This window comes from Amycolatopsis sp. DG1A-15b (assembly GCF_030285645.1).
GTDB lineage: Bacteria > Actinomycetota > Actinomycetes > Mycobacteriales > Pseudonocardiaceae > Amycolatopsis.
Genome location: NZ_CP127296.1, coordinates 1,262,672 through 1,285,536 on the forward strand (window position 1 = coordinate 1,262,672; position 22,865 = coordinate 1,285,536).

The window sequence follows — 22,865 nt, forward strand, 5'->3', positions numbered from 1 at the left end:
CGGCGCACGGACGTACCCTCGCGCGGTGACGGGGTCGTTCTGGTGGGACCTGCTGATCGGCGTCACCGCCGCCCTGCTGCTCGCGTGGGCCGCCCTGGTCGGCGCGCTCGTGATCATCCGGCCGCGGGGCGGGCTGCTCCGGGAAGCGCTGCGGCTGCTGCCGGACGTGCTGCGGCTGGTCCGCCGGCTGGCCGCGGACGAGACGCTCCCGCGCGGGGTCCGGATCCGCCTCGCGCTGCTGCTGGCTTACCTCGCGCTGCCGATCGACCTCGTGCCGGACTTCGTCCCGGTGCTCGGGTACGCCGACGACGCGATCATCGTCAGCGCCGTCCTGCGCTCGGTGGTGCGCCGCGCCGGGCTCGAGGCCGTGCGTGCCCACTGGCCCGGTACCGACGACGGGTTCGCCGCCCTCACGCGCCTGACGAGGATCCGGCCGTTGCCTTGACGCCGGCGTCAACGTCTAGCTTCGCGGGGGTGAAGTTCGGGATCAGTTACAGCACTCCCTTTTTCGGCGCGGACCCGCAGGTGATCGCGGGGTTCGCGCGGGACGCGGAGGAGTGCGGGTTCGAGTCGTTGTACCTGCCGGAGCACGTCGCGCTGTACCCGGGCGCGAAGATCGGGCCGATGGCGCTGCCGCCGTCCCTGCCGTACGCGGATCCCTTGGAGTGCCTGAGTTTCGTCGCCGCCGTCACCAGCCGCATCCTGCTGGGCACCGGTGTCCTGCTGCTGCCCTACCACCACCCGGTGGTGCTGGCCAAGCGGCTGGCGACGGTCGACGTGCTGTCCGGCGGCCGCATGCGGCTGCTCACGGCCGGGGTCGGCGCCCTGCCCGGCGAGGCCCGGGCGGCCGGCGTCGACTTCGCCACCCGCGGCCGCCGGGCGGACGAGGCCATCGACGTCCTGCGGCTGCTGTGGGCGGGTGGTGAAGAGGGCGTCTCCTTCGCCGGCGAGTTCTTCCGGTTCGAGGGCGTCTGCAGCTTCCCGAAGCCGCTGGGCGTCCGTGAGCTGCCGATCCACATCGGCGGTTCGAGCGCGGCCGCGGCCCGGCGGGCGGGCCGGCGTGGTGACGGGTACTTCCCGGGCGGGGCGTTCACCGCGGACGAGCGTCGCCGCCAGTTCGAGCTCGCCCGGACGACGGCGAGCGAGGCGGGCCGCGACCCGGCCGAGCTCGAGTACACCCGATGGGGCTCGCTCGACATGTCCACAGAGGACGTCGAGGACCTGGCCCGGCAGGGGGTGACGCGGGTGGTGGTCACGCCGGGCACGGCCGAGCCCGCCGGGAGGCGGGACGGGATGGCGGCGTTCGCCGAGCGGTTCGGCCTCAGCTGACCGCACCGGCGTCCACCAGGGACTCGATGCCCGGCGGCAGGCTCGCCCGCCGGGCCGGGTCGGCCACGAACCCGGCGATCGCCGACCGCAGCGCCCGCACCGCCCGGGTGGGCTCCACGTCGGCGCGGTGGGCCAGCTGCACCACGCGCGTCATCCCCGCGTCGGGGGTGAAGCGGGTCCGCCGGAACCGGTCGCCCGCGACCGTGCTCGGGACCACCGCCGCGCCCACGCCCGCGCGCACCAGTTCCAGCACCGCGTCCATCTCGCCGCCTTCGATCGCGAACGACGGTTCGAACCCGGCGGCGCGGCAGGCGTTGACCGTGGCCTCGCGGACGTCGTAGCCGCGGCGGAACATCACCAGCGGGACGTCGGCGAGGTCGCCGATGCCGATGCGGTCACCCACGACCGGCGTGTCCGGGGCCGAGATCACCACCAGCTCCTCGAGCAGCAGCGGCGTCGCCGCCAGGCCGGCCTCGGCGGTCGTCCGGGCGCCCGCCAGCAGGGCCAGGTCCAGCGCGCCCTCGGCCAGCCGCTGCCGCAGATCGCCCGACCCGCTTTCGTGCAGCTCCAGCTGGATGCCCGGGTACCGGCGGCGGAACGCCGCGAGCATCGCGGGCAGCAGGCCCGTGCACAGGCTCGGCGGCGCGCCCAGCCGGACGCGGCCGCGGTCGAGCTCGGCCAGCTCCCGGATGGCCAGCCGCGCGGTTTCGGTGTCGGCGAGGATCCGCCGCGCGATCGGCAGCAGCGTTTCCCCGGCTTCGGTGAGCGAGACGTTGCCGCGGATCCGGTGGAACAGCGGCGCGCCCAGGTCGTGTTCGAGCGCGCGGATCTGCTGGGACAGCGATGGCTGGGCCACCCGCACCTGTTCGGCGGCGCGGGTGAAGTGCCGGTGCTCGGCGACGGCGACGAAGTAGGCGAGCTGCTGGAACTGCATGGACCTACGATAGCTGCTGCCTATGGAGAACAGAGTCATCATGTCTTTGACCTCTGGTGGATGCGCTTCTACCGTCGATCGGGTGGTGAACACGCTCGCCCCGCACCGGCGCTCCGCCCTCCGGCGCTTCTGGGCCTCGACGATCGGCAAGAAGGCCGTCATGGCGGTCAGCGGCTTGCTCCTGCTCGCCTTCGTGTTCGCGCACATGGTGGGCAACCTCAAGACGTTCCTGGGCGCCGCCGAGCTCGACCAATACGCCGGCTGGCTGCGCACGATCGGCGAACCGGTGCTGCGCCGCGAGTGGTTCCTGTGGCTCCAGCGTGCGGTGCTGCTCGCCGCGCTGGTCCTGCACGTCACCGCCGCGGTGCAGCTGGCCCGGCGCGACCGCCGGGCCCGGCCGGTCCGGTACGTCCACCGGCAGCCGGCGCGCGCGACCTTCGCGGTGCGGACGATGCGCTGGGGCGGTGCGACGCTCGCGGTGTTCGTCGTCTGGCACATCCTCGACTTCACCGTCGGCGCGGTGAACCAGGACTTCGTCCCCGGCGACCCGTACCACAACCTCGTCGCGGACTTCCGGGTCTGGTGGGTGAACCTGATCTACCTCGCCGCCCTGGCCATGCTCGGTCTGCACATCCACCACGGCTTCGCCAGCGCCGCGCGCACGCTGGGCATCACCCGCCCGCGGCGGGAACGGGCGATCAGGATCTTCGGCAGCACGACAGCGGTCGTGGTCGCGGGCGGTTACGCGCTCGTCCCGGTCGCGATCATGACGGGACTGGTGCACTGACATGGACGGTTACCGCGTGGGCGACCCGATCGCCGACACCAAGGCGCCCGCCGTTCCCCTCGAAAACCGCTGGGACGAACGGAAGTTCGCCGCGAAGCTGGTGAACCCGGCGAACCGGCGGCGGCACCGGGTGATCGTCGTGGGCACCGGGCTGGCCGGCGGCTCGGCCGGCGCGACGCTGGCCGAGCAGGGGTACCACGTCGTGCAGTTCTGCTTCCAGGACTCGCCGCGGCGCGCGCACTCCGTCGCGGCCCAGGGCGGCATCAACGCCGCGAAGAACTACCGCAACGACGGCGATTCGGTCTACCGGCTCTTCCACGACACGGTCAAGGGCGGCGACTTCCGGGCCCGCGAGTCCAATGTGTACCGGCTCGCCCAGGTGTCGGCGCAGATCATCGACCAGGCCGTGGCGCAAGGCGTGCCGTTCGCGCGGGAGTACGGCGGCCTGCTGGACACCCGGTCCTTCGGCGGCGTGCAGGTGCAGCGGACGTTCTACGCGCGCGGCCAGACCGGCCAGCAACTGCTGATCGGCGCGTACCAGGCACTGTCCCGGCAGATCGACGCCGGCAACGTCGAGCTGCACGCGCGCACCGAGATGCTCGACCTGGTCGTCGACGGCGGCCGGGCGCGCGGCATCGTCGCGCGCGACCTGGTCACCGGCGAGGTCACGACCCACCTCGCGGACGCCGTCGTGCTCGCGACCGGGGGCTACGGCAACGTCTTCTACCTGTCGACGAACGCGAAGGGCTCCAACGCCACCGCGATCTGGCGGGCGCACAAACGCGGTGCTTATTTCGCGAACCCGTGCTTCACGCAGATCCATCCGACGTGCATCCCGCGGTCGGGCGAACACCAGTCGAAGCTGACGCTGATGAGCGAGTCGCTGCGCAACGACGGCCGCATCTGGGTCCCGAAGCACGCCGGCGATACCCGGCCGCCGGGGGAGATCCCCGAAGACGAGCGCGACTACTACCTCGAGCGCCTCTACCCGAGCTTCGGCAACCTCGTGCCACGGGACATCGCTTCGCGGGCGGCGAAGAACGTGTGCGACGCCGGGTTCGGCGTCGGTCCCGGCGGCCTCGGCGTCTACCTCGACTTCGCCGACGCCATCGCGCGTCTCGGCCGTCCGGCGATCGCAGCCCGCTACGGCAACCTCTTCGACATGTACCAGCGCATCACCGCGGAAGACCCGTACACCGTGCCGATGCGGATCTACCCGGCCATCCACTACACGATGGGCGGGCTCTGGGTGGACTACGACCTGCAGAGCACGATCCCCGGGCTGTTCGTGATCGGCGAGGCGAACTTCTCCGACCACGGCGCCAACCGGCTGGGCGCGTCGGCGCTCATGCAAGGGCTCGCCGACGGCTACTTCGTGCTGCCCGCCACGGTGAACGACTACCTCGGCAGCACGCGGCTCGACGACGTCTCCGATGGCGTGGTCCGCCAAGTGGAGACCGAGGTGCGCGAACGGATCTCCCGGCTCTTGGCGATCCGCGGGACGCGGTCGGCCGACTCGTTCCACCGCGAGCTGGGCCTGCTGATGTGGGACCACTGCGGGATGTCCCGCACCCGCGAAGGCCTGCGCAAGGCTCTCGACCGGGTGCCCGAGCTGCGGGCGGAGTTCTGGCGTGACGTCCGGATCCCGGGCGGTGGTGCCGAGCTCAACCAGGAGCTGGAGAAGGCGAACCGCGTCGCGGACTTCCTGGAGCTGGCCGAGCTCATGCTCGCCGACGCGCTCGCGCGCGAGGAATCGTGCGGCGGGCACTTCCGCGAAGAACACCAGACCCCCGAGGGGGAAGCCTTGCGGGACGACGAAAACTTCGCGCACGTCGCAGCGTGGGAGTACGGTGCCGAGCCGGTGCTCCACCGCGAGGAACTGGTCTTCGAACACGTCCACCCGACCCAGCGGAGCTACACATGAAACTCACCGTCCGCGTCTGGCGGCAGGCCGGCCCGGCCGCCGAAGGCCGGCTGGTCGCCTACCCCGTCGACGGCGTCAGCCCGGACATGTCGTTCCTGGAAATGCTGGACGTGCTGAACCAGCGGCTGATCGAGGCGGGCGACGAGCCGGTGGCGTTCGACCACGACTGCCGCGAGGGCATCTGCGGCTCGTGCGGCGTGGTGATCAACGGCCGGGCACACGGCCCCGAACGCACGACGGCGTGCCAGCTGCACCTGCGCTCCTTCGCCGACGGCGACGTCGTCGACGTGGAACCGTGGCGCGCCAAGGGGTTCCCGATCATCAAGGACCTGGTCGTCGACCGCTCGGCGCTCGACCGGATCGTCCAGGCCGGCGGGTACGTCAGCGCGCCGACGGGCAGCGCCCCGGACGCCCACGCCACCCCGGTCCCCAAACCGGACGCCGACCTGGCTTTCGACAACGCGACCTGCATCGGCTGCGGCGCCTGCGTGGCGGCGTGCCCGAACGGCTCGGCGACGCTGTTCACCGCGGCGAAGGTGACCCACCTGAGCCTGCTGCCGCAGGGCGCCCCCGAACGCGCGAGCCGGGTGCTCGACATGGTGGACGCGATGGACGCCGAGGGCTTCGGCGGCTGCACGAACACCGGCGAGTGCGTGGCGTCGTGCCCGAAGGGCATCCCGTTCGCGAGCATCGCCACGCTCAACCGCGAGTACCTCGCCGCGACCCGCTCCGGCCGCCGCTGACCGCTGAGACCGGTCAGAACCCGGGCAGCAGGGTGCCGAACCGGCGGCGGCCGCGCGGGGTGATCCGCAGTTCGCGGTCTTCCGCGCCGCGGCGGACCAGGCCGTCGGCCAGGAACGCTGCCAGCACCTGGTGGCCCAGGACGCCGCCGAGGTGGGGAACGCGGTGGGTCCGGTCGAGACAGGCGGTGGCCGGCCGCCGGCGGCCCGGGTCCACCTCCGCGGGCGAGACGCCGAGGTCCCGGAACGCCGAAAGGTCGTCGCCGAGGGCGACTTCGGGGGCGGACCCGTCCGGAGGCCGCAGCGCCCCGCGCGAGACGAGCAGGGCGAACACCGCCACGCCGAGGCGTCCCGCCGCGTGGTCGTAGCAGGTGTGCGCGATGTCCGCGCCCGACTCGGCGCGGTCCGGCGCGGTGATCCCTTCGTTGCCGGCGTAGCGCGCGAGGGCGGTGAGCACGCCCAGCAAGTCCTCACGGCCTACGCGGTACAGCGCGTGCCGTCCGGTGTGTTCGACCGTCACCAGCCCGGCGGCCCGCAGCCGGGCCAGGTGGTTGCCCAGCCGGGGTGCGGTGACGCCGAGCGCGTCGGCCAGCTGCACCATCGTGTGCGGGCCTTCCGCGGCCAGCACCTGCAGGGCCGTGAGCCGCACGGGATCGGCCAGTTCGCGCGTCAGCTCGACGATCGCGCCCTGGACGGCGTTGCCCGGATCGACCAGTCCGCCCATCACCGTTCCTTCCGACGCGCGGGAGCCTACCACGATTCACGACCCGCTGAATGATGATTGCGCCCCGGCGGAGAACGTGCTTACCATTCACGTCTTCGTGAAGGGTGGTTGTATGGCTGGACTGCGAAGCCTTCTTTGGGGCCGCGGGGTTTCCGCGCTCGGCGACGGCCTCTGGTTCACGATCTGGGCGCTGTACCTCACCCGGATCGCCGGGCTCCCGCCGGTCACGGTCGGCGCGGGACTGGCCGTGGCGAGCGCGGTGGGCATGGTCGCCGCGGTCCCGCTGGGCGCGTTCGCCGACCGGGCCGGCGCGCGGCCGGTGCTGGTCGTGCTCACGCTGGTGCGGGCCGCCGCGATGGCCGGCTACCTCGCGGTGGACGGCACTTGGTCGTTCCTGGCCGTGACGGTGCCGTTCACCGCGTTGGCCACCGGCGGCACCGCGGTGCGGACGGCGCTGGTCACGGCGCTGGTCACCGAGGCCGCCGAGCGGGTGCGCGTGCTGGCGCGGCAGCGGGTGGCCCAGCACGTCGGGTACGCCATCGGCGCGGGGCTGGGCGCCCTGGTGCTGACCGCCGACACGCGGTGGGCCTACACCCTGGCCATCGCCGGCAACGCCGTCAGCTTCCTCGTCCTCGCCGGGACGACGTTGCTGGTGCCCGCGCCCGCCCGGACCCCGGCCACGCGGGGCCGGCCGGCGACCCGGGCGGTGCTGGGGGACCGGCCGTACCTGTGCCTCACCGCGGCCACGGCGGTGCTTTCGCTGTGCTGGGCCATGTTGTCGGCCGGCCTGCCGCTGTGGCTGTCCGGCCGGACGCACCTGCCACTGGGGCTGGGCGGTGCCGTGGTCGTGCTCAGCTCGGTGGGGATCGCGGTGTTCCAGGTGCCGTTCGCGCGGTTCGCGCGCACGGTGGGCCAGGCCGCGAGAACGGCGGTGGTGTCCGGAGTGGTGCTCGCGGCGAGCTGTGTGCTGCTCGCCACGACGTCCGGGGGCGCGGGGGCGGGTGCGATCGCGGTGGTGGGGCTGGCGGCGGTGCTGCACGTCGTCGGGGAGCTGGGGTACGTGGCCGCCAACTGGGGCCTGTCGGTGCGGCTGATGCGCGAAGACGCCAAGGGCGCTTACCAAGGCGTGACCGAAGCGGCCACGGCCACCGTGCAGATGGTGGGTCCCGGCGTGTTCACCCTCGCCGTGGGCGGCCTCGGCGGGCCCGGCTGGTTGCTGATCGCCGTGGTGTTCCTGGCGGCCGTCGCACCCGTGCCCGCGTTGACCCGCTGGGCGGTCCGGACGCGGCAGCCGGTGGCGGCCCGCTGAGCGACGCACGTCACCCCGTCGCCCGGAACACCAGCGGGGGCCGGACGTTGTACAGAGTGTCGGTACGGCGGTGTCCCCGGGCCTCACCCCTTGCCTTCACGGAATACCGGTAGCGCTGGAGCCGTGTTGAGCCTTTCGCCGCGAGGCGACCCCCGTACCGACCCTGAACTCCCGTCTCCGCTCGCAGGTCGACCCCCCTCGGACCTCCGCTGGGCGGAGGCGGGCCTTACGCCCCGTCCTCCCGGGACTTTCCCCGCTCCCACAACAACAGGACGCCCGTCACCAGGGCGTAGCCGAACAGGAAGTCCTCGACCGGGATGTCCCACGGGAACCGCCAGCCGGTGATGCCGCCGGGGGCGTACCGGACGATCGGTGCCGACAGCTTCGTCAGCCACCCGTCCACCGGTACCTGGAAGGCGACGACGATCCCCATCGTGACCCAGTACGCCGGCCGCCGGAACAGCCCGGTGCGCAACACGAACAGCTCCACCGCAACCACGACGAGCACGGCGGCGACGGCCGGAACCGTGTAACCCCACGGCATCACCGGCGCACCCGCCGCAGCAGCCGTCCGGTCAAGCCGACCCCTTCGTAGGTCAGGACGCCGCAAACCGGGACCACGGCGAAGAAGAGGACTTCTTCCAGCGGGATCCCGAACGGGGCGCGCAGACCGGTGATGAACGCCGGGTCGAAGTGCCAGACACCGGCGGCGATGGCCAGCGCGTCCCAGACGAGGAACACCGCCGCCACCGGCAGCACCGCGCGCACCAGCCGGCCCGGCCTGCGGTACACCCGCGCGCCGGCCAGCTCGATCGGCAGCGTCACCAGCACGCAGGCACCGAGGACGAGCAGGTACTCCGTGCGGCCCACGTCAGCGTGCTCCGGGACGGGCGGTGGGGTCGCGCAGTTCGTCAGGCACACCGGGATTCTGCCCGGCATCGCCGGTTCCCGCAGCCGCGTGCTCGCGTTTGCCGGCCCGTGTCCCGGGTACACCAGGTCCCGAGCGGTGCCCGCCCGGTGTTCGAGCTCAGCCCGTGGTCTCCACAACCCGGGTGTCCGGGCGGGTCACCGCCGCACGGCCGCCATCAGCGGGTGCCAGCGCGTCGCGTCGAAGATCAGGGTGATGGCTTCGATCTTCCCGTCGCGCAGCCGGAAGTGCTCGGCGGTGTGCTGGACGCCGACCGGCGTGGCGGTGTGGACGTCGTAGACGAGCGTGGCCTCCGCCTCGCCGTAGAGCTCGCTGAGCAGGTCCACGCCCGTGACGATCCCGACGAACGCCGCCAAGCCGCCGAGGTGGCCGCGGGCGTCGGCGGACTCGATCAGCGGGCTGCGGAAGGTGAACGTGCCGGCCAGCTGCGCGGCCGCCGCGGTCACGTCGCCGGCGAAGCGGGCGCGGTGGTAGGCCTGGACGGTTTCTCTGGTCTGAGCTGTCATCGGTCCTCCAGGTGGCGGGCGAGGTGGTACTGGTTCTCGGCCAGCCGCAGGCAGAGGTGCCGCAGCTGGGTCGTCTCGGCGGCGGTGAACCCCTGGAAGAGCGCGGCCATGGCCAGCTGCGACGGCCGCCGGAACTCCGCCAGCCAGGTCCGGCCGTCCGCGGTGATCCGGACCTGCACCGACCGCCGGTCGCGCGGGTCGGGCACCCGTTCGGCGAGCCCGGCGCGCTCCAGGGTGTCGACCAGGCCGGTCACGTTCCGGGAGCTCACCCCCGCGGAGGCGGCGAGGTCCTTGATGTTCGCTTCGCCGGTGCCGAGCCGGGTCAGGATGTCGAGGGCGCCGGGGCTGAGGCCGCGGCTGTCGGTGCCCCGCGACCGCAGCCCTTCGAGGCTCCGCGCGGCGGTGCGGACGGCGGCGGCGGCCTCGAGCGCACCGGTGTCTTCACCGAGGGTGAAGGCGGCCAGGGCGCTGCGGGCCTCGGGGGAGTAGAGCCGGCCGTCCTCGTCCCGGGCGAAGTTGAGTACGTCATTCATAGTGAGGTACTACATTAGTACGTACTTCCGTATCTCTGTCAACATCTCTGTCCGGGGCTTGTCCGCTCGCGGGCGTTAACCAGGGTTTCGCGCGGCGTTAGCCTCGGTCGCGGGACAGGTTCGCCATCGGCCACCCATACTGACCCGGCTCGCCACCACGACACCCCCGGAGTCCCCATGACGGACGTCAACCGACGACGTTTTCTGCAGCTGGCCGGCGGTACCGCCGCCCTTTCCGCGCTGTCCACCAGCATCGCCCGCGCGGCGGCGATCCCCGCGCACCACCGCACCGGGACGCTGCGGGACGTCGAGCACATCGTGGTGCTGATGCAGGAGAACCGGTCGTTCGACCACTACTTCGGCTCGCTGCGCGGGGTCCGGGGCTTCGGCGACCCGCGGCCGGCGACACTGGGGAACGGGAAGTCCGTCTGGGCGCAGTCGGACGGCAAGCGCGACATCCTGCCCTTCCGGCCCGAAGCGGACAACCTGGGCCTGCAGTTCATCCAGGACCTCCCGCACGGCTGGAACGACACGCACGCGGCGTGGAACGGCGGCCGCTACGACAAGTGGGTGCCCGCGAAGGGCTCGACGACGATGGCGTACCTGACCCGCGAGGACATCCCGTTCCACTACGCCCTCGCCGACTCGTTCACCATCTGCGACGCCTACCACTGCTCGTTCATGGGCTCGACCGACCCGAACCGCTACTACATGTGGACCGGCTACACCGGCAACGACGGCAAGGGCGGCGGCCCGGTCCTCGGCAACGACGAAAAGGGCTACTCCTGGACGACCTACCCCGAGCGCCTCGAGCAGGCGGGCGTCTCGTGGAAGATCTACCAGGACATCGGCGACGGCCTCGACGCCGCCGGCGGCTGGGGCTGGATCGACGACGCCTACCGCGGCAACTACGGCGACAACTCGCTGCTGTACTTCACCTCCTTCCGCAACGCCAAGCCAGGCGACGCCCTGTACGAGAAGGCCCGCACGGGCACGAACGCCAAGGCGGGGGAGGGCTACTTCGACCGGCTGCGGGCAGACGTCAAGGCCGGGACGCTGCCGCAGGTCTCGTGGATCACCGCGCCCGAGGCGTTCTGCGAGCACCCGAACTGGCCGGTGAACTACGGCGCCTGGTACATCGCGCAGGTCCTCGACGCGCTCACCGCGAACCCGGACGTGTGGAGCAAGACCGCGCTGTTCATCACCTACGACGAGAACGACGGCTTCTTCGACCACGTCGTCCCGCCGTACGCGACCGCCGGGCAGTCCACTGTGGACACGGCGGGCGAGATCTTCGCCGGCTCGGCCGCGAACCCGGCCGGGCCGTACGGGCTCGGCCAGCGCGTGCCGATGCTGGTGGTGTCGCCGTGGAGCAAGGGCGGCTACGTGTGCTCGGAGACGTTCGACCACACGTCGATCATCCGGTTCGTCGAACGGCGGTTCGGCGTGCGCGAGCCGAACATCTCGGCCTGGCGCCGGTCGGTGTGCGGTGACCTGACCTCGGCGTTCGACTTCGCGCGGACCGACGCGCGGGTGCCCGCCCTGCCGGACACCGCGGGCTATCTCCCGCCGGACCGGGAGCGGCACCCGGACTACGTGCCCGCCGTCCCGGCGAACGCCGTGCTCCCGAAGCAGGAGCGCGGGCTGCGGCCGGCGCGGGCGCTGCCGTACGACCTGGCCGTCGATGCCCGCGTGGCGGACGTGTTCGATCTGACCTTCGTCAACCAGGGCCGGGCGGGCGCGACGTTCTCCGTCACCTCACCGGGCGGTGAGCCGCGGACGTTCACCGCGGGCGCGGGCTGCTCGCTCGCCGCCGCGCTGCCCGCCTCCGGGGGCTACGACTACACCGCGCACGGGCCGAACGGGTTCCTCCGGCAGTTCCGCGGCGGCTTGGCGGGACCTGAGGTGAGCGCGCGTCCCGAGGGGCGGAGCGGGAACCTCGCGCTGGTCCTGACCAACAGCGGGACGACGCCGGTGCGGCTCACGCTGACCGACGCGTACGGCCGGCGCTCGACGTCACGGCTCCTGCGCCCGGGCGCGCGGGTGGTCGAGGTGGTGGACACGCGGCGCAGCGGCAACTGGTACGACGTCTCCATCGTCTCGGACCGCGATCCGCGCTTCCTGCGCCGCCTGGCGGGGCACCTCGAGACCGGGCGGCCGAGCACGAGCGACCCGAACACGCTCACGAACTGAGCTCTATCGGGGGCCTTTGTCACCCGGCCGGGCGGGCCGGCTCACCCGGCCGTGGCGGCGTCCGTTGCGAGGCCCGGTTCGGGGTGGGAGCGTCGGGGAACCGACTGTTTTCCCACCACGGAACCAGGAGTGCGGATGACCACCACCGAGATGCCGGCCGTGCACGAGTGCACGGTCAGCGGCTGTTCCTACAACCACGACGGCTGCCACGCCTTCGCCATCACGGTGGGCGGCGGCAACGGATCGGCGGACTGCGGAACGTTCGTCCCCCTGAACACGAAGGGCGGCTTGGACCGGGTAGTGGCCCAGGTCGGCGCGTGTTCCCGGACGGACTGCCGGCACAACTCGTCACTGGAGTGCACGGCGGACAGCATCCGAGTCGGCCCCGGCAACGGCGGCCACGCGGCGAACTGCCTGACGTACACGACGAGGTAGCCCGCGCCGGGGTTCCTCGCGGCGGCGGATGAAGCCGCGAGGACTGCGGCGGCGGATCGGGCCGCGGGTGCCCCGGCGGCTGGGGCGGGGCTGGGTCTCGCGCGCGGCCGGGGGTTCCTCGCGGCGGATGAGGCCGCGAGGAACCCCGGCGGTGGCTGGCGGGGTTCGCTGCGCGGGCGCCGGGCTCGCGGCGGCGGATGAAAGCCGCGAGGACTGCGGCGGCGGATCGGGCCGCGGGTGCCCCGGCGGCCGGGGCGGGCTGGATCTCGCGCGGCCGGGGGTTGGTGTCGTGGACCGCCGGCCGTTCAGGCAGGTTCCTCCGATGCCGCGCCGAACTCCAGGGCCGTCCGGCCCTCGGACACCTTCGTCGTCCCGCGCAGGGCCAGGCCGCTCTCGGCGGCCAGGTCCGTCAGCTCGGCCACCGTCCTCTCGCGACCTCCGAAACACATCAGCATGAACAGGTTGATCGCCGTGGACGTGCCGTGGCGCAGCGGCTCGATCACCACCACCGTTCCGCTTTCCCCGGCCGCGCGGCGGCAGCCGTCGAGGATGCTGCGGGCGTGGTCGTCGTCCCAGTCGTGGATGATGTCGGACAGCACGTACGCGTCCGCTCCCGCCGGCAGTGGGTCGAAGAAGCTGCCGGGGACCGCTTCCGCCCGCCCGGCGAGTCCGGCGGCCGCGAACCGGTCCGCCGCCGCGGCGGCCGACGGTGCCAGGTCCAGCACCGCACCGCGCAGCGCCGGGTGAGCGCGCAGGATCTCCGCGAGCACGAGGCCGTCCCCGCCGCCGACGTCGACGATGCGGGGGAAGCGGCTCCAGTCGAAGCGCTCGGCGATCTGCGGTGCCTGCGCCTGGAAGCGCCAGTTCATCTGGGCGTCGAACGAGCGCCGCAGCCGGGGTTCGGCGTCGATGTCGGCCCAGAAGTCCCGGCCGTACCGGCGTTCGTAGGCGGCCCTGCCGGTGGTGATCGTCTCCAGCAGGTCCGTGAAGGCGAGTTCGGCGCGGCCGGCGGCGGCGTGGATGTCGAGCAGCCGGTGGGCGTCGTCCGAACGCAGCTGCTCACCCAGGTCCGTGGGCCGGTAGCGGCCGGACTCGGCGTCGAAGGCGAAAACCCCGGCCGTGACGAGGTGGTCGAGCAGGCAGGCCAGCGCCGGGGGAGAAGTGCCCGTTGCCGAAGCCAGCTCGGCGGCCGTCCCTTCCGCGTGCCCCGCGAGACCGAGGGTCGCCGCTACCCGGATGGCCATGGGCGTGGCCAGATCGGCCATCGCGAGGATCGACTGGTTCACCGGTCAAGATTACCGGCGGCGTGGCATCATGACGCCTGGCCCGATCGGCAAACCGAACGAAGGGCGCCGCTGGTGGACGCTTTACCGAACGACGACGGTGGTCCGTCGATCCGCGACATGCTGGCGGTCAACCTCCGCGCGGCGCGGGCGGCGCGCGGCCTCTCGCTGTCCGAGCTGTCCCGGCGGTCCGGCATCGGCAAGGCGACGCTGTCCCAGCTGGAGGGCGGGACCGGCAACCCGACCATCGAGACCGTGTTCAGCCTCTCCCGGGTGCTGGAAGTGGCGATCTCCGACCTGCTCGACCACCGGCCGCGCGGGGGGCTGACCGTGGTGCGGGCCGCCGAGGTCGAAGTGCTCCGCGGCGAGGGCGTCGACCTGCGGCCGCTGCGCCGGATCGAGGCCGACAACAGCATCTTCGAGGTCTACGACCAGGTCGTCCGCGGGGACGCGCCGCAGCGCTCGCAGGGGCACGTCGGCGTCGAGCACACCATCGTGCAGGCCGGCCGGCTCCGGGTCGAGGTCGCCGGCCGGACCGTGGACCTCGGGCCCGGCGACTACGTCGCGTTCGACGCCCGCGAGCCGCACAGCTACACCGCGCCGGACGGGCCCGTGCAGTCGGTGCTGCTGCTGCAGTACCGCGCGGACGAACGGCTCGACGGCCGGCCGCACCCCGTCCTGCAGGATTGACACCCCTCCTGATCGAGACCTATCGTTCGCTATACCGAACGCTGGAGGGTCGATGAACCGAACGCGGGTGGTGGTGATCGGCGCCGGGATCGTCGGCGCGGCGTGCGCGCGGGAACTCGCCTCGGCCGGGTTCGACGTCCTCGTCCTCGACCGCGGCCGGCCCGCGGGTGGCACCACGTCGCACGGTGAAGGCAATCTCCTGGTTTCCGACAAGGGACCGGGCGCCGAACTCGCGCTCGCGCAGCTGTCGGCCCGGTTGTGGCCGCAGGTGCTGGCCGAAATCGCCGACGGCGACCCGCGCGCGGCGGCCGCGACGGAGTTCGACCCGAAGGGCGGCCTCGTCGTGGCCACCACCGAGGCCGGTGCCGGCGCGCTCCTCGCGTTCGCCGAGGCCCAGGGCAAGGCCGGCGTGCGCACCGAGCGGCTCTCCGCGGCGGACGTCGCGGCGGCCGAGCCCGCGCTGACCCGGGAGCTGACCGCCGCCGTCCGCTACTCCGAAGACGCCCAGGTGCAGCCGGCCGCCGCCGCGCTCGCCCTGCTGGGTTCGGCGCTGCGCCACGGCGCCCGCCTGCGCACCGAAGCCGAGGTCACCGGCGCCCGGACGGGGGCGGCCGGATCACCGGGGTGCACGTCGCGGGCGAAGTGCTCGAGGCGGACGTCGTGGTGAACGCGGCGGGGCCGTGGGCGGGCGCGTGCTCGGCCCGGCTGGACGCGCCGATCGCGGTCCGGCCCCGCCGCGGCGAGGTCCTGGTGACCACGCCGATGCCGGGTGTGGTGCGGCACAAGGTCTACGACGCGGACTACGTCGGCGCGGTCGGCACGGGCAGCGGCGAACTGCAGACGTCGGCGGTGGTCGAGTCGACGCGGGCCGGCACGGTGCTGATCGGCTCGTCCCGTCGCCGGGTGGGCTTCGACGACACGATCCGGCCGCACGTGCTGGGCGCGATCGCGGCGAAGGCGGTCCGGCTGTTCCCGGCGCTGGCCGACGCCGCGGTGATGCGCGCGTACGGCGGTTTCCGGCCGTACGTCGACGACCACCTGCCGGTGCTCGGCGAGGACCCGAGGCTCGGCAACCTGTGGCACGCCACCGGGCACGAGGGGGCGGGGATCGGCTTGAGCGTCGGGACGGCCCGGCTGCTGCGCGAACTGCTCACCGGGGCGCCACCGTCGATGCCGGTGGACGAGTTCCGGGTGGACCGCCCGGCGGTGCTGGCGTGAGCGAGCGGCCGATCACGATCACCGTCGACGGCGAGACCGTGCCCGGCGCCGCCGGGCAGACCATCGCCGGCGTGCTGCTCGCCGCCGGCCGGCTGTCCTGGCGCACCACCCGGTCCGGGGCGCCGCGGGGTGTCTTCTGCGGAATCGGCGCCTGCTTCGACTGCCTGCTCACCGTCAACGGCGTCGCCGACGTGCGCGCCTGCCGCCGTCGCGCCGCCGACGGCGACGAGGTCCGGACCCAGTCGCGGGAGGAGGGCGCGTGACGCACGTCGTCATCGTCGGCGCCGGGCCGGCCGGGCTCGCGGCGGCCGAGCACGCGCTCGCCGCCGGCGCCGACGTCACCGTCCTGGACCAGGCGGACGCGCCCGGCGGGCAGTACCACCGGGGAGCCTCGCACCGTTTCGAAGCACTCCTGAACCGGTGCACGTGGTGGCCGGAAAGCACCGTCTGGGCCCTGGAAGGCAAGCGGATCCACGTCTTGCGCGGGCCGGCCGACGGGACGAACCGGCAGCGCCGCACCCTCGAACCCGACGCACTGGTCCTGGCCACCGGCGCGCACGACCGCGTCCTGCCGTTCCCCGGCTGGCAGCTGCCCGGCGTCTTCACCGCGGGCGCCGCCCAGGCGCTGGCCAAGGGGGAGGGGGTCGCCGTCGGGCGGCGGGTGCTGGTCGCCGGGGCCGGGCCGTTCCTGCTGCCGGTCGCCGAGTCCCTGGTGGACGTCGGCGCCGAAGTGCTCGCCGTCCTGGAGGCGAACCCGGCAACCACTGTCCTCAAAGGATGGTCTGGGCGAGGGGCCGTCCAGGTCGGCAAGGTGGCCGAACTGGTGCGGTACGCCGGGACGCTGGCCCGGCACCGCGTCCCGTACCGCATGGGGCGGGCGGTCATCGAAGCCCGCGGCGACGACCGGGTCCGCGAAGCCGTCACCGCGCGCGTCCGCGCGGACTGGTCGGTCGTCCCCGGCACCGAACGCACCCACGAGGTCGACGCCCTCTGCGTCGGGCACGGCTTCGCGGGGCAACCCGAACTGGCCGTCGCGGCCGGCTGCGCCCTCGACGGCGGGTTCGTCCGGGTGGGCGACGACCAGCGCACCAGCGTCGCCGGCGTGTTCGCCGCGGGGGAGATCACCGGCATCGGCGGTTCGGTCGCGGCCGCGGCGGAAGGCGCGGTCGCCGGGTGGGCCGCTGCCGGGAGGACGCCGGTGCGCGCGCTGACCAAGAAGCGTGACCACGCCCGCGCCTTCGCGCGCCGCCTGGCCGCCGCCCACCCCATCGGCGCGGCGTGGCCCGGCTGGCTGCGCGAGGACACCGTCGTCTGCCGCTGCGAAGAAACCACCTACGGCGACCTGAAAAGCGCCGCCGCGGACCCGGCCGCGCCGGGCCCGCACGCGCTGAAGCTCGGCACCCGCGCCGGGCTCGGCCCGTGCCAGGGCCGGATGTGCGGCTCCGCTGTCGCCGAACTGTGCGGGAGCACTGCGTCGCACCACCGTCCGATCGCCCAGCCGATCCGCCTGGGCGAGCTCGCCGATCCGAAGGAGTTTTCATGAGCACCCGCGACCTCGGGGGCGTGGTCGTCGCCGCCGCGCTGCCCTACCGGGCCGACGACGCCGCGCCGGCCGGGCTGGCCGTCGACTACGACGCCTACGCCGAACACTGCCGGTGGCTCGTCGGGAACGGCTGTCGCGGCGTCGGCCCGAACGGCTCCCTCGGCGAGTACTCCTCGCTCACCGACGACGAACGCCGCCGCGTCGCCCGCACCGCGATCGAGGCCGTCGGAACGGACGGGATCGTCGTCGTCGGCGTGCACGGCCCCGGCGCGCACCAGGCGCGGTACTGGGCCGAGGCGGCGGCCGAGGACGGCGCCCACGGCGTGCTGTGCCTGCCGCCGACGCTCTACCGCGCCAACCGCGGCGAGGTGCTCGCCCACTTCGAAGCCGTCGCGTCGGTGGGGCTGCCGGTGATGGTCTACAACAACCCCTTCGACACCAAGGTCGACCTCACGCCGGACCTGCTGGCCGAGATCGCGCAGATCGACAACGTCGTGGCCGTCAAGGAGTTCTCCGGCGACGTCCGCCGCGTGCTGGAGATCCGCGAGCGGGCGCCGGGGCTGGCCGTGATCGGCGGCGCCGACGACGTCGTGCTGGAAAGCCTGCTGATGGGCGCCACCGGCTGGTTCGCCGGGTTCCCCAACGTGTTCCCGGCCGAGTCGGCGCGCCTGTTCGAGCTGGCCACGGCGGGCAAGCTCGAGGAGGCCAGGGCGCTCTACGAACCGCTCGTGGCCGCGTTCCGCTGGGATTCGCGCACCGAATTCGTCCAGGCCATCAAGCTCGGGATGGACCTGGTGGGCCGCCGCGGCGGGCCGTGCCGTCCGCCGCGGGGCCCGCTCTCCGACGTCCACCGCGAACAGGTCCGCGCCGACATGGGCCGCGCGCTCGCGGCGCTGGGAGTGGCGTAGATGCGGTCTTCGCGCGCGATCACGGCGGTCGACTCGCACACCGAAGGCATGCCCACCCGGGTGGTGACCGGTGGGGTGGCCCCGATCCCGGGCGCCACGATGGCCGAGCGGCGGCGGTACTTCATGGCGCGCCTGGACGACCTCCGGCAGTTCCTGATGCACGAGCCGCGTGGCCACTCCGCGATGAGCGGCGCGATCCTGCAGCCGCCCTGCCGCGAGGACGCCGACTGGGGCGTGGTGTACATCGAGGTGTCGGGCTGCCTGCCGATGTGCGGCCACGGCACGATCGGCGTGGCGACGGTGCTGGTGGAGACGGGCATGGTCGAGGTGACCGAGCCGACGACGGTGGTCCGCCTGGACACCCCGGCCGGGCTGGTGCACGCCGAGGTCACAGTCCGCGATGGGCGTGCGTTGAGCGTGAAGCTGCGCAACGTGGCGTCGTTCCTCGCCGAGCGGGACGCCGAGGTCTCCGTGCCCGGCCTGGGGCAGGTTCGCTACGACCTCGCGTACGGCGGCAACTTCTACGCCATCCTGGACCTGTCGCAAGTGGACATCCCGTTCGACCGCGCGGAGAAGGACAGGATCCTGGCCGCGGGGCTGTCGATCATGGCCGCGATCAACGAGCAGCGGCCGCCGAAGCACCCGGAGGACCCGCTCATCGGCGGGTGCAAGCACGTCCAGTTCCTCGCGCCGGGCTCGGACGCGCGGGCGTCGCGGAACGCGATGGCGATCCACCCGGGCTGGTTCGACCGGTCGCCGTGCGGCACGGGAACCTCCGCCCGGATGGCGCAGCTGCACGCGCGCGGCGAGCTGCCGCTGCACACGCCGTTCGAGAACTCGTCGTTCATCGGCACGACGTTCACGGGCTCACTGGTCGCCGAGACGACGGTGGGTGGCGTGCCGGCGGTGATCCCGGAGTTCTCCGGCCGGGCGTGGATCACGGGCACGGCGACCTACCTGCTCGACCCGGCCGACCCGTTCCCGACGGGGTTCGTGCTTTAGAGGTCGGTTCAGAATGAGTTGGCATGTCGTCTTTGCGTGGACTGCCGGGGTTTCCGAGATCTCGGTACGCGAGAGGAGGTTCTGACCGATCGACTGTGGGAGCGGCCGGAATCGCCTGCCGGCGGCGTTGTTCGGCGCCTCCGGGGCCACCTGCTGGCGGCGGCCGCCGCAATGACGTCACCCAGCGCCGGCTCTACGCCGGTCGCGGCTACGACCACGACAAGTACCGCCGCCTGGTCCGCGCCCGCGGCATCACCCCGATCATCGCCCGCCCCGGCGTCGAGCAAGGCTCCGGCCTCTCCGCAGGCTCATTCCGAACTGACCCCTCAGGCGGGCTGCCAGAGTTCGATCCGGTGGCCTTCGGGGTCGGTGACCCAGCCGAAGCGCCCGACCCCGGCCATGTCCTGGACCTCGTCGGCCACGTCGGCGCCGCGGGCGCGGAGCTGGTCCAGCATGGCGTCCAGGTCGCGGACCCGGAAGTTGAGCATGGTCTGCTGGGTCGCGGAGCCGAAGTAGCCGGTCCCGGCCTCGAACGGCGCGAAGACGGTCGGCCCGGGTTCCTGGTGCCAGACGCCGTGCTCGTCGGTGTCGAGACCGAGACAGTCGCGGTACCAGGCACCGAGGGCGGCGGGGTCCGTCGCGCGGATGAAGTACCCGCCGATTCCGAGCACACGTTCCATGCGGCGATCCTGCCAGCCCGGCCGGCGATCGTGAACCATGACATGCCGTGGCGGAACACAGCACACCACCCGGAAGGTGAGCATGACCGAGGACCCGGCCCAGCGGATCAGGGACGCCTTCAGCGACGCCGAGCGCGAAGAACTCGACAGGTGCCGCCATCGGATCAACGACGAGAAGTCGATCGGCGTGCTGGAACTGCTGGTCTCCTGGGCGTTGCACGTGCGGAAGATCGATGAGGACCGGGCGAAACCCGTGACGGACCGGCACGTCTGGGGCGCGCACGACCTCCTCGCGGCGGTGTCCGTGCGCAGTTTCCTGGCCCGTTGCCTGGAACGGCTGGCGGAACCGCTCAACGGCAAGGTCGCCGGGCAGATCGCCCACCACGACGAGCACTTCGTGTCGATCACCCGGGTGGACGCCGACGAGCTGCGCGGCTACGCGTGAGCACGGTCAGCCCGCCGGGCTTCTCGGCCGAACTTCCTCGGTGACCGTCACGGTGTCACGCGCCGGTCGGGTTCGGGTGCTTCGGGTGGGCGGGTGCCGCCGGTGCGCGGCACGATCCGGGCGGCCGCGGTGCCCAGGCCGGTCGGCCCGAACGCCGAGGCCGGCAAGGCGGGCGGGCGGCCGGGTGCGTCCGGCGGGCGGGGCGGGGTGACGGGCTCGGGCATCATCCCTCCCGGCCGATTTCGGCGCTTTCGAGGACGGCGAGGGCGTCGGGGACGAGGACGGCGGCGGAGTAGTAGGCGGAGACGAGGTAGGAGATGATGGCTTGTTCGTTGATGCCCATGAATCGGACGTTGAGTCCGGGTTGGTATTCGTCGGGGAGTCCGGTTTGGTGGAGGCCGACGACGCCTTGGCTTTGTTCGCCGGTGCGCATGAGGAGGATGGAGCTGGTGCGGGTGTCGGTGACGGGGATTTTGTTGCAGGGGAGGATGGGGATGCCGCGCCAGGAGGGGACTTGGTGGCCGGCGAGGTCGACGCTGGTGGGGTAGAGGCCGGCTTTGGTGCATTCGCGGCCGAAGGCGGCGATGGTTTTGGGGTGGGCGAGGAAGAAGCTGGGGTCTTTCCAGACGAGGGTGAGCAGGTGGTCGAGGTCGTCGGGGGTGGGTGGGCCGGTGCGGGTGGGGATGCGCTGGGCGAAGTCGGTGTTGTGGAGGAGCCCGAAGTCGGTGTTGTTGATGAGTTCGTGTTCTTGGCGTTCGCGTAGCGCTTCCACGGTCAGCCGTAGTTGTTGTTCGATTTGGTTCATGGGCTGGTTGTAGAGGTCGGCGACGCGGGAGTGGACGCGGAGCACGGTTTGGGCGACCGACAGTTCGTATTCGCGGGGGTTGGCTTCGTAGTCGACGAAGGTGGCGGGGAGGGTGGGTTCGCCGTCGTGGCCGGAGGCGAGGGTGATTTCGGCTTCGCCGTGGTCGTTGCTGGCGGTGGTGCCGCGGGCGCGGTAGTCGGCGAGGTGGGCTTGCAGGGCGGGGGAGCGGGTGAGGATGTCGTCGAAGGCGGTGCGGGGGAGGGACAGGACGGTGCAGGTGGTGACGGCTTTGGCGGTGAATTCCCAGATGCCGTCGGGGTCGAGGAGGGTGGTTTCGCCGAAGTGGTCGCCGTCGGCGAGGGTGGCGAGGGTGACTTGGTCGCCGTAGGCGCCGGTGCCGATTTTGGTGATTTTGCCGTGGGCGAGGAGGAAGACCTGGTCGGCGGGGGAGCCGAATTCGACGAGGGCGTCGCCGGGGGCGTATTCGTGTTGGGTGAAGCGGTCGGCGAGTTCGGTGAGGGTGTCGTCGTCGTCGAAGCCGCGCAGGGGGGCGAGTTCGCCGAGTTCGGGGGGGATGACGCGGACGTGGGCGCCGGTGGTGGTGAAGGTGACGCGGCCGTCGCCGACGGCGTAGGAGAGGCGGCGGTTGACGCGGTAGGACCCGGCTGCGACTTCGACCCAGGGGAGGAGTTTGAGCAGCCAGCGGGAGGAGATGCCCTGCATCTGGGGGACGGATTTGGTGGTGGTGGCCAGTGTCCGGGCCGCTGCCCGTCCCAGGCTCGACGGGGCCTGCTCGGATTCCACCGGGTCGGTGACAGTCACAACGAAACCTCGATCACTGGTAACGGGGATTGGTGGCGTGCCAGGTGAAGCCGCCGCCCATCCAGGAACGGACACCCACGAGGAAGCGCTGCAGCTCCGGCGACGGCACGGCCATCAGCTCCCGGTGGCCGGCCTCGAATTCGTGGACGATCTTGTTGTGCAGCTCGACGGTGGCCGCCACCGCCTCCTCGACCGGGCAGCCCCGGTCGGCGGCGATCTGCAGCACCATGTTGCAGACCGGTTTCTCGTCGGCCGCGTCCTTGGCCACCGAATGGAGGTCGTTGACCAGCACCGACGCCGTCCCGGCCCGCATCATCGCCTCGCGCACCCGCGGGTCGTAGTAGAACGGGGCGGCCAGCTCGTAACCGCCGACGGCGTCGACCAGGGTCATCGACGTGTAGAAGCTGTCGTGCTGGCGGGCCGCCAGGTACTCCCACGCCGGTGGGTAGCGCCCGGTGTGGCGCCACGCCGCGTAGGCGTCCCAGCTGACGAACATCGAGAACGTCGCGTAGCAGACCCGCTGCACGAGCACCGGAGAGCCGTGGCGGCCCAGGTGGCCGATCGCCGAATGCAGCCCGACGAGGATCGGGTCGCGGCGCAGGGCCTCTTCCAGGGGGCCCGAAAACTCCCCGGCCGGGGCGACCGGGTCCATGGCCGCCATGACCAGTGCCAGCCGCGGCGGGAGCTCGGTGGGCGCCGCTCCGAGCGTGCTGTCGTCGGCGTAGTAGTCGTCGGCCGCCCACCAGACCGCGTTGAGCTGCGCCGCGACGAGCAGCCGGTCCGGGTCGTCGCAGTCGGTGTGGGCCAGCATCGCCAGCCTGCCGAACCCGGCCCCGGCGATCTGTTCCAGGCCCTTGCCGGTGAACCCGCAGCCGTCCGCCCAGGCGACCAGCCGCCGGTCGACCTCCGCGGCGAGGCCGTCGTCGACGCGGCCCTGGACCGGGCAGTACAACGGCGCCGCGCTGCCGTCACCCCACGGCAGGTAGGCGTACGCCGGATCCTGTCCCGGTGACGGCGCGAACTGGGCCGCGATCCGCGCCGCCGACGTCCCGAGCCCGAACGGCGCCACCGGCAGCCCGCCGATGCTCCACTGTGGACACGTAGTGCTGGTGCTCTCCCCGGTCACC

General features: G+C 72.6%; 25 protein-coding genes and 1 pseudogene. 15 read left to right on the forward strand and 11 right to left on the reverse strand.

The window, feature by feature from the left end:
- Positions 1-25 precede the first annotated feature (25 nt).
- Positions 26-445: a YkvA family protein gene (locus tag QRY02_RS05830; protein ID WP_285990465.1), complete on the forward strand. Its 420-nt coding sequence runs from the start codon at positions 26-28 to the stop codon at positions 443-445.
- Positions 446-474: 29 nt separating this feature from the next.
- Positions 475-1,329: a TIGR03619 family F420-dependent LLM class oxidoreductase gene (locus QRY02_RS05835; protein ID WP_285990466.1), complete on the forward strand. Its 855-nt coding sequence runs from the start codon at positions 475-477 to the stop codon at positions 1,327-1,329.
- On the opposite strand, the gene QRY02_RS05840 is transcribed toward QRY02_RS05835, so the two are convergent.
- The gene (locus QRY02_RS05840; protein ID WP_285990467.1) at positions 1,322-2,263 is read right to left on the reverse strand and encodes a LysR family transcriptional regulator; all 942 of its coding nucleotides are present in this window, start codon (positions 2,261-2,263) and stop codon (positions 1,322-1,324) included. The genes QRY02_RS05835 and QRY02_RS05840 overlap by 8 nt on opposite strands.
- Before the next feature lie 82 nt (positions 2,264-2,345).
- On the opposite strand from QRY02_RS05840, the gene QRY02_RS05845 reads away from it, so the two are divergent.
- The 3 genes from QRY02_RS05845 to QRY02_RS05855 are packed head-to-tail and all read left to right on the forward strand — an operon-like array spanning position 2,346 to position 5,717.
- Positions 2,346-3,050: a succinate dehydrogenase cytochrome b subunit gene (locus tag QRY02_RS05845; RefSeq protein ID WP_285990468.1), complete on the forward strand. Its 705-nt coding sequence runs from the start codon at positions 2,346-2,348 to the stop codon at positions 3,048-3,050.
- 1 nt (position 3,051) lies between these two features.
- Complete coding sequence (locus QRY02_RS05850) at positions 3,052-4,974, forward strand: fumarate reductase/succinate dehydrogenase flavoprotein subunit (protein WP_285990469.1); 1,923 nt, start codon at positions 3,052-3,054, stop codon at positions 4,972-4,974.
- Positions 4,971-5,717, forward strand: coding sequence for a succinate dehydrogenase/fumarate reductase iron-sulfur subunit (locus QRY02_RS05855; RefSeq protein WP_285990470.1), 747 nt, complete (start codon positions 4,971-4,973; stop codon positions 5,715-5,717). The genes QRY02_RS05850 and QRY02_RS05855 overlap by 4 nt, the downstream gene beginning before the upstream one ends.
- A 13-nt stretch (positions 5,718-5,730) precedes the next feature.
- Here QRY02_RS05855 and QRY02_RS05860 read toward each other — a convergent pair whose 3' ends face one another.
- Positions 5,731-6,438, reverse strand: a complete 708-nt coding sequence (locus QRY02_RS05860) for an ArsR/SmtB family transcription factor (RefSeq protein WP_285990471.1) — start codon at positions 6,436-6,438, stop codon at positions 5,731-5,733.
- 112 nt (positions 6,439-6,550) lie between these two features.
- On the opposite strand from QRY02_RS05860, the gene QRY02_RS05865 reads away from it, so the two are divergent.
- Entirely contained in the window at positions 6,551-7,747 is a 1,197-nt protein-coding gene (locus tag QRY02_RS05865; RefSeq protein ID WP_285990472.1) for an MFS transporter, read from the forward strand.
- Between the two features lie 226 nt (positions 7,748-7,973).
- On the opposite strand, the gene QRY02_RS05870 is transcribed toward QRY02_RS05865, so the two are convergent.
- The 4 genes from QRY02_RS05870 to QRY02_RS05885 form a co-directional block, all read right to left on the reverse strand.
- A complete protein-coding gene (locus QRY02_RS05870; RefSeq protein ID WP_387053339.1) occupies positions 7,974-8,291 on the reverse strand; it encodes a lycopene cyclase domain-containing protein in 318 nt (105 codons plus the stop codon).
- Complete coding sequence (locus tag QRY02_RS05875; RefSeq protein WP_285993772.1) at positions 8,291-8,617, reverse strand: lycopene cyclase domain-containing protein; 327 nt, start codon at positions 8,615-8,617, stop codon at positions 8,291-8,293. Before QRY02_RS05875 ends, QRY02_RS05870 begins: the two co-directional genes overlap by 1 nt.
- Before the next feature lie 195 nt (positions 8,618-8,812).
- The gene (locus QRY02_RS05880) at positions 8,813-9,181 is read right to left on the reverse strand and encodes a hypothetical protein (RefSeq protein WP_285990474.1); all 369 of its coding nucleotides are present in this window, start codon (positions 9,179-9,181) and stop codon (positions 8,813-8,815) included.
- Entirely contained in the window at positions 9,178-9,714 is a 537-nt protein-coding gene (locus QRY02_RS05885) for a MarR family winged helix-turn-helix transcriptional regulator (RefSeq protein ID WP_285990475.1), read from the reverse strand. The genes QRY02_RS05880 and QRY02_RS05885 overlap by 4 nt, the downstream gene beginning before the upstream one ends.
- Positions 9,715-9,891: 177 nt before the next feature.
- On the opposite strand from QRY02_RS05885, the gene QRY02_RS05890 reads away from it, so the two are divergent.
- Positions 9,892-11,907, forward strand: a complete 2,016-nt coding sequence (locus QRY02_RS05890; protein ID WP_285990476.1) for a phosphocholine-specific phospholipase C — start codon at positions 9,892-9,894, stop codon at positions 11,905-11,907.
- A 135-nt stretch (positions 11,908-12,042) separates the two neighbouring features.
- Positions 12,043-12,342, forward strand: coding sequence for a DUF1540 domain-containing protein (locus tag QRY02_RS05895; RefSeq protein WP_285990477.1), 300 nt, complete (start codon positions 12,043-12,045; stop codon positions 12,340-12,342).
- A 305-nt stretch (positions 12,343-12,647) separates the two neighbouring features.
- Here the strand turns inward: QRY02_RS05895 and QRY02_RS05900 are convergent, their stop codons facing one another.
- The gene (locus tag QRY02_RS05900) at positions 12,648-13,628 is read right to left on the reverse strand and encodes a methyltransferase (protein WP_285990478.1); all 981 of its coding nucleotides are present in this window, start codon (positions 13,626-13,628) and stop codon (positions 12,648-12,650) included.
- A gap of 117 nt (positions 13,629-13,745) precedes the next feature.
- Here QRY02_RS05900 and QRY02_RS05905 point away from each other — a divergent pair, with 117 nt between their 5' ends.
- The 6 genes and pseudogenes from QRY02_RS05905 (at position 13,746) to QRY02_RS05930 (ending at position 18,986) form a co-directional block, all read left to right on the forward strand.
- Complete coding sequence (locus QRY02_RS05905) at positions 13,746-14,315, forward strand: helix-turn-helix domain-containing protein (RefSeq protein WP_285993773.1); 570 nt, start codon at positions 13,746-13,748, stop codon at positions 14,313-14,315.
- A 52-nt stretch (positions 14,316-14,367) separates the two neighbouring features.
- Positions 14,368-15,533, forward strand: a pseudogene (locus QRY02_RS05910) (NAD(P)/FAD-dependent oxidoreductase).
- The gene (locus QRY02_RS05915) at positions 15,530-15,796 is read left to right on the forward strand and encodes a (2Fe-2S)-binding protein (RefSeq protein WP_285990479.1); all 267 of its coding nucleotides are present in this window, start codon (positions 15,530-15,532) and stop codon (positions 15,794-15,796) included. The pseudogene QRY02_RS05910 and the gene QRY02_RS05915 overlap by 4 nt, the downstream one beginning before the upstream one ends.
- Positions 15,793-17,076 carry an FAD/NAD(P)-dependent oxidoreductase gene (locus tag QRY02_RS05920; RefSeq protein WP_285990480.1) on the forward strand — a complete coding sequence of 428 codons (1,284 nt, stop codon included), beginning with the start codon at positions 15,793-15,795 and terminating at the stop codon, positions 17,074-17,076. The genes QRY02_RS05915 and QRY02_RS05920 overlap by 4 nt, the downstream gene beginning before the upstream one ends.
- The gene (locus tag QRY02_RS05925) at positions 17,073-17,984 is read left to right on the forward strand and encodes a dihydrodipicolinate synthase family protein (RefSeq protein ID WP_285990481.1); all 912 of its coding nucleotides are present in this window, start codon (positions 17,073-17,075) and stop codon (positions 17,982-17,984) included. The genes QRY02_RS05920 and QRY02_RS05925 overlap by 4 nt, the downstream gene beginning before the upstream one ends.
- Positions 17,985-18,986 carry a proline racemase family protein gene (locus QRY02_RS05930; protein ID WP_285990482.1) on the forward strand — a complete coding sequence of 334 codons (1,002 nt, stop codon included), beginning with the start codon at positions 17,985-17,987 and terminating at the stop codon, positions 18,984-18,986.
- A gap of 326 nt (positions 18,987-19,312) precedes the next feature.
- On the opposite strand, the gene QRY02_RS05940 is transcribed toward QRY02_RS05930, so the two are convergent.
- On the reverse strand, positions 19,313-19,666 hold the full coding sequence (locus QRY02_RS05940) for a VOC family protein (RefSeq protein ID WP_285990483.1): 354 nt from the start codon (positions 19,664-19,666) through the stop codon (positions 19,313-19,315).
- Positions 19,667-19,748: 82 nt separating this feature from the next.
- Between QRY02_RS05940 and QRY02_RS05945 the strand changes: the two genes are divergently transcribed.
- Positions 19,749-20,111: a hypothetical protein gene (locus tag QRY02_RS05945; protein ID WP_285990484.1), complete on the forward strand. Its 363-nt coding sequence runs from the start codon at positions 19,749-19,751 to the stop codon at positions 20,109-20,111.
- A 47-nt stretch (positions 20,112-20,158) separates the two neighbouring features.
- On the opposite strand, the gene QRY02_RS05950 is transcribed toward QRY02_RS05945, so the two are convergent.
- From QRY02_RS05950 to QRY02_RS05960, 3 genes are read right to left on the reverse strand one after another with little or no spacing between them, the layout of a single operon-like run.
- A complete protein-coding gene (locus tag QRY02_RS05950; protein WP_285990485.1) occupies positions 20,159-20,335 on the reverse strand; it encodes a hypothetical protein in 177 nt (58 codons plus the stop codon).
- Entirely contained in the window at positions 20,335-21,738 is a 1,404-nt protein-coding gene (locus QRY02_RS05955; protein WP_285990486.1) for a family 2B encapsulin nanocompartment shell protein, read from the reverse strand. The genes QRY02_RS05950 and QRY02_RS05955 overlap by 1 nt, the downstream gene beginning before the upstream one ends.
- Positions 21,739-21,751: 13 nt before the next feature.
- Entirely contained in the window at positions 21,752-22,864 is a 1,113-nt protein-coding gene (locus tag QRY02_RS05960; RefSeq protein ID WP_285990487.1) for a family 2 encapsulin nanocompartment cargo protein terpene cyclase, read from the reverse strand.
- Position 22,865: the final 1 nt, after the last annotated feature.